This is a genomic window from Cellulomonas sp. P4_B5_2 (genome assembly GCF_056402235.1).
Genome location: NZ_JBFUHU010000286.1, coordinates 1 through 4955, shown reverse-complemented (window position 1 = coordinate 4955; position 4955 = coordinate 1). Strand labels below are relative to the sequence as shown.

Here is a 4955-nt window from a genome sequence, read left to right as displayed (position 1 = left end):
GCCCTCGACTCCCTCGAGACCGTCGGCGCTGCTGCCGGCCTCGACGGCGCCGCCGTCCGCGACGAGGGCGCGCGCCTCGCCGCCGCCGTCGCCGAGTCGATCCCCGGGGCGGCCACGGGATGGCTCGCCGCGGTCGGCTCGCCGGACGCGACCTTCGGGGCGTTCTTCGCGGCGGCCTCGAGCGCGCGGCGCTGGCGGTCGGCCCCGACCGACCTGCTCGTCGGGCTCGTCGGGACCCCGCACGCATCGGGCTACGCGAGCGCGCTCGCGGACGTGGTGTCCGCCGCGTGCGACCTCGGACCCGCACCGATCGAGGTGATCGCCCGCGCCTCGGCCACCGCCGCCGTGCAGCTCGCAGGGGTGAACGGTCCCACCCCCGTGGCGACCGATCCGCCGTCCGCGTTCGACCTGCCCCGCCTCGACCCGTCGTCGTTCGACCTGTCCGCCCTCGCCCTGCCGCCGCAGCCCGGCGCCGGGGAGCCGGGGCTCGTCCCGGTCCGCCCGACGCCCGTCGCGGGTACGACGTACGTCCCCGAGGAAAAGCCGGCGAAGACCCTGGAGGACCTGCTGGCCGAGCTCGACGCGCTCGTCGGCCTCCGCCGCGTCAAGGCCGAGATCCGGCAGCAGACCCAGCTCCTGCGGGTCGAGCGCCTGCGCACCGAGGCCGGTCTCACGGCGCCCACGCTCACGCGTCACCTGGTGTTCCTGGGCAACCCCGGCACGGGCAAGACGACGGTCGCGCGGCTGGTGGCCGGCATCTACCGGGCGCTCGGGCTGCTCACCCAGGGGCACCTGGTCGAGGTGGACCGCTCCGAGCTGGTCGCGGGGTACCTCGGGCAGACGGCCGTGAAGACCTCCGAGGTCGTCGCGACGGCCCTCGGTGGGGTCCTGTTCGTCGACGAGGCCTACGGGCTGGCCGAGGACCAGTACGGCGCCGAGGCGGTGAACACCCTGGTCAAGGACATGGAGGACCACCGCGACGACCTCGTGGTGATCGTCGCCGGGTACCCGGGGCCGATGGCGACCTTCCTGGCCACCAACCCCGGGCTGGAGAGCCGGTTCTCCACGACGGTCGAGTTCGACGACTACACCGACGCCGAGCTGCGCGAGATCTTCGCCCGCGCCGCGGCCAAGGCCGACTTCGAGCCGACGCCCGAGTGCCTGGACCGGTTCGAGGAGCTGGCGTCGCTGCAGATCCGCGACGAGGGGTTCGGCAACGGCCGCTATGCGCGCAACGTGCTGGACCAGGCGATCACCAGGCACGCCTGGCGGCTGCGGGACGTTGAGCAACCGACGGTGGACCAGCTCCGGCTGATCCTCCCGGAGGACCTGGTGCCGGCCCCCGACGAGCCGGCCCCCGACGAGCCGGTGGCCGACGAGCCGACGAGTGACGAGCAGGTAGCCGAGGAACCGGTGGCCGACGGGCCCACCGCACAGACCGACGCCCACATCGAGGAGTCCGCGTGACGCAGACCATCGCCCCGCCGGCGGCGCCCTCCGCCGCGGCCCCTCCGGTCCACCGCACCGGGCTGCGCGGCGCGCTGAGCCGCACGCCCGGCCGGCTGCGGGTCGCCGGCGTCGTGTCCGTGCTGGCCGCCGCCGCGGTGGGCGTGATCGGCCTCAACGCGGGTCTGGCCCAGTCCGAGGCGCTGTCCGACGCCGACGCCGACACCACCCAGCTGGTCGGCATCCAGGACGTCCGCAACGACCTGGTGGTGGCCGACGCGACCGCGACCAACGCGTTCCTCGTCGGTGGCCTGGAGCCGCCGGAGCAGCGCGCCCGGTACGACGAGGCCGTCGCGTCCGCCGCGAACGGGCTCGCCGAGCTGGCCGGCTCCAACGGCGCCGACGCGGACCTGCTCGGCCAGGCGAACGCCGGACTGACCACGTACACCGGCCTCGTCGAGCAGGCCCGCGCCAACAACCGGCAGGGCTTCCCGGTCGGTGCCGCGTACCTCGACCAGGCGTCGGCGGTGCTGCGCACGGACGTGCTCCCGCACCTGGACGACCTGGTGCAGGCCAACAGCGACCGGGTCGACTCGTCGTTCGACTCGGTGGGCTCCGTGCCGTGGCTGCTGGCCTTCGGTGTCCTCGCGCTCGCGGTGCTCGTCGTCGTGCAGGTGTGGCTGGCCAAGCGCACGCACCGCCGCCTGAACGCCGGGCTGTTCTGGTCCACGGTCCTCGCGCTCGCCGCGACGATCGGTGGGGCCGTGGTGCTCGGCTCGGCGGCGGGGAAGGCGGGCGACGCGCGCAGCGGTCCCTACGACGCCACCGTCTCGGTGTCGCAGGCGTACTCGCTGGCCAACGACGCGAAGTCCCAGGAGTCGTTCACGCTCATCAAGCGCGGCTCGGGTGCGGTGTACGAGGAGCAGTTCGTGGCCAAGACCGACGAGGCGCGCGAGCTGCTGGTCCGGCCGACCGTCGACGACAACCTCGTCGTGCTGCTCGACCGGTGGGTCGCCTCGCACGAGGAGATCCGCGCGCTCGACGACGGCGGCGACTGGGACGGCGCGGTCGCCCTGGCGATCAGCGAGGAGCCGGGCGCTCCGAACGATGTGTTCGCCGAGTTCTCGACCGCCGCGTCCAGCAGTCTGGAGTCCAGCGCCGCGCAGACGCACGACGCCCTGTCGGGCTCCGGCGGGTCGTCGGTCCTGGTCGGCTGGTTGATGCTCGTCGCGGGTGTGCTGGCCGCGGTCCTGTCCTGGCGCGGCATCTCGACCCGAGTGGAGGAGTACCGGTGACCACGACACGTTCGACCCGCCTGGGTCTCGCAGCGATCCTGGCCTCGCTCGCCCTCGTCGCGGGCTGCGCGGGCGTCCCCGCAGCGGCCCCGGCGGCCCAGCAGGAGCGCGCGGCGGCCTCGGTCGCCCTCCCGGCCGCGACGGTCTGCGACGACGCGATCGAGTCGACGACCTCCTACGCCCCAGCACCCGGCGCGGCCACGCCGACCGTGGACGCCATCCGCGCCCGCGGAGCGCTGCGGGTCGGGGTCTCGGCCGACACTCTGCTCATGGGCTCGCGCAACCCGCTGTCCGGCCAGATCGAGGGCTTCGACATCGACATGCTGCACGCCGTCTCGGCCGCGATCTTCGGCGACCCGAACCGGCTGCAGTTTCGGGTGATCACCTCGGCGCAGCGGCTCGAGGTGCTGGAGAACCACGAGGTCGACCTGGTGGCCCGTACGTTCACCATCAACTGCGAGCGCTGGGAGACCATCGCGTTCTCCGCCGAGTACCTCACCGCGGGCCAGAAGGTGCTGGTCACGCGGGACTCGGAGGCGCAGAGCATCGAGGACCTCGAGGCTCTCGKCGACCAGCGCGTCTGCGCCCCGGAGGGCACGACGACCCTGGAGCGGCTCGAGGAGACGTATCCCGGGGTCGAGGCCGTCAGCGCCCCGACGCACACCGGCTGCCTGGTCCTGTTCCAGCAGGGCAAGGTCGACGCGATCACCGGCGACGACACGATCCTCGCCGGCTTCGTCGCGCAGGACCCGTACGCGAAGGTGGTCGGCGAGGCGTTCAGCGCGGAGCCGTACGGCGTGGGCGTCGCGGCGGACCAGGTGGACCTCGTGCAGTACGTCAACGGCGTGCTCGACCAGGCGAAGGTCGACGGCTCCTGGGCCGCCTCCTACGACCGCTGGCTCGGCGCGCTGGGGACTGCGCCGGCGCCGCCGGTCTCGGTGTACGGCCGGTGAGCGGACCCGAGGCGCCGGAGGCGCCCGGGCGGCTCGGGGAGCCGATCCCCGCACCGGAGCTGCTCCGCTACCTCAGCGGGCTCGAGGCGTGGCTGGCCAACCGCCGCACGGAGCTGGACCGCCTGGACCAGGCTGCCCAGGCGTCGCCCGCGTCCGAGAGCTACACCGACGACGTGCTGCTGGCGCTCACCATGTGGCAGGCGATCCGGTCGCGCACCGACGAGCTGGTGGTCGTGTGGGACTCGGGCCGGGCCGACGCGGTGGACCGGGAGAAGATGTCGCAGCTGGTCTGGGGCCGGCTGGACTCCGGCCTGGGAGCCGCGCTCGTCTCGCTGGTCGAGGCCGTGACCCTGTGCGACGCGATGATCTCGCAGGTGCGCGCGCGGCTGTCGTTCGACCCGGACACCGCCGACCAGGCGTCGCGGCTGCGCGGGCTGCGGGCCGGCCTCGTCCGCTGCGAGGACCTGGCCGGCGTCGACACCGCCTCACGCGAGCTGCTCGAGACCCTGCGCACCCGTGAGCGGAAGCTCGTCGCGCAGGCGGCCCGTGGTGCGGACATCTCCGGCCCGCTCGCGGAGCTGGAGGCGCGTGCGGCGCTGGCCGAGCGGGACCTCATCGTGCAGGTGTCGCAGCGGCGCACGCTCGAGAAGGGCCGCGCCGATGCCCGGGACACGATGGCCGCGCTGGAGAAGCGTGAGCCGACGCTGCACGAGCTGGCGCAGCGGTGCCGGCGCGAGATCGCGCACCCGCCCAAGCTGGCCGTGCCGGACGTCTCGCGCCTGGGCACCGTGCCGGACACCCGCACGGAGCTCGACGCGTTCGTGGACCGGCTCGCCGCCGTGGGCCGCGCGTTCGACGCGGTCGCCGACGCCTACAGCAAGCCCCTGCGCGAGCGGGCGGAGCTGCGCTACCGGCTCGAGGGCGCCCGCGCGGCGGCCGACGCCAACGGCCGCAGCGCCTCGCCGACGGTCCGCTCGGGGTACGACGAGGCCCGCGCCGTCGTCGCCCAGACGCCCTGCGACCTCACCCTGACCCGCTTCCTCGTGGAGCAGTACGAGTACCTCAGCCGCGACCTGCCCTCGGTGGGTCAGGAGGGACGAGCCCGATGATCGCCTGCACGGAGCCCGGCTGCACGGGCACCTACGAGGACGGCTACTGCAACGTGTGCGGGTCGCCGCAGACCGCGACGGCCCCCGCGTCCGGCGCCCCCGCGTCCGCGACGTCGCTGCTCGGCACGGGGGTCGCCCAGGCGAGCCCGGAC

Annotated in this window: 4 protein-coding genes; all 4 read left to right on the top strand. The window is 74.4% G+C overall.

Going from position 1 to position 4955, the window contains the following annotated elements:
- Window positions 1-1467: AAA family ATPase (locus AC1DUQ_RS17600; RefSeq protein ID WP_477074237.1), on the top strand; the 1467-nt coding region annotated here is incomplete at its 5' end.
- On the top strand, window positions 1464-2741 hold the full coding sequence (locus tag AC1DUQ_RS17595; RefSeq protein WP_477061149.1) for a hypothetical protein: 1278 nt from the start codon (window positions 1464-1466) through the stop codon (window positions 2739-2741). The genes AC1DUQ_RS17600 and AC1DUQ_RS17595, both read left to right, overlap by 4 nt.
- Window positions 2738-3694 (top strand): glutamate ABC transporter substrate-binding protein, encoded by a 957-nt coding sequence (locus AC1DUQ_RS17590; protein WP_477074236.1) that lies wholly within the window; start codon window positions 2738-2740, stop codon window positions 3692-3694. The genes AC1DUQ_RS17595 and AC1DUQ_RS17590 overlap by 4 nt, the downstream gene beginning before the upstream one ends.
- On the top strand, window positions 3691-4803 hold the full coding sequence (locus AC1DUQ_RS17585) for a hypothetical protein (RefSeq protein ID WP_477061151.1): 1113 nt from the start codon (window positions 3691-3693) through the stop codon (window positions 4801-4803). The genes AC1DUQ_RS17590 and AC1DUQ_RS17585 overlap by 4 nt, the downstream gene beginning before the upstream one ends.
- Window positions 4804-4955: the final 152 nt, after the last annotated feature.